This window comes from uncultured Microscilla sp. (assembly GCF_947493425.1).
GTDB lineage: Bacteria > Bacteroidota > Bacteroidia > Cytophagales > Microscillaceae > Microscilla.
Window position 1 is genome coordinate 1 of record NZ_CANLRP010000488.1, and the last position, 480, is coordinate 480.

1 rRNA gene is annotated in these 480 nt (G+C 43.8%); it reads right to left on the minus strand.

Annotated features, from left to right (window positions below):
* Positions 1 to 301, minus strand: a 16S ribosomal RNA gene (locus Q0954_RS34440); the annotation flags it as partial.
* Positions 302 to 480: the final 179 nt, after the last annotated feature.

The window sequence follows — 480 nt, forward strand, 5'->3', positions numbered from 1 at the left end:
CCAGTGTGGGGGATCAACCTCTCAGTTCCCCTACCCATCGTCGCCTTGGTAAGCCATTACCCTACCAACTAGCTAATGGGACGCATGCCCATCTCCTACCGTAACCTTTTAAAACAATAAGATGCCTTATCGTTTATTATGCGGTATTAGCTCCACTTTCGCAAAGTTATTCCCCAGTAAGAGGTAAGTTGCATACGCGTTACGCACCCGTGCGCCACTAGACCCGAAGGTCTCGTTCGACTTGCATGTATTAGGCCTGCCGCTAGCGTTCATCCTGAGCCAGGATCAAACTCTCCATTGTAAAATCTTTGTGAGTCCGAAGACTCTCGTGTCTTAAATCCTGACTGCTTATACTTGTTACTAATCTTTAAGAAAAGATCAGTGGTTTAGTGCTGCAAAATATAACATCTTTTCAAAGAACTTGTTACCTCCACATTTGAAGGTAATTGGAATTGGCAACGTTATTGCTCAATCTATTTT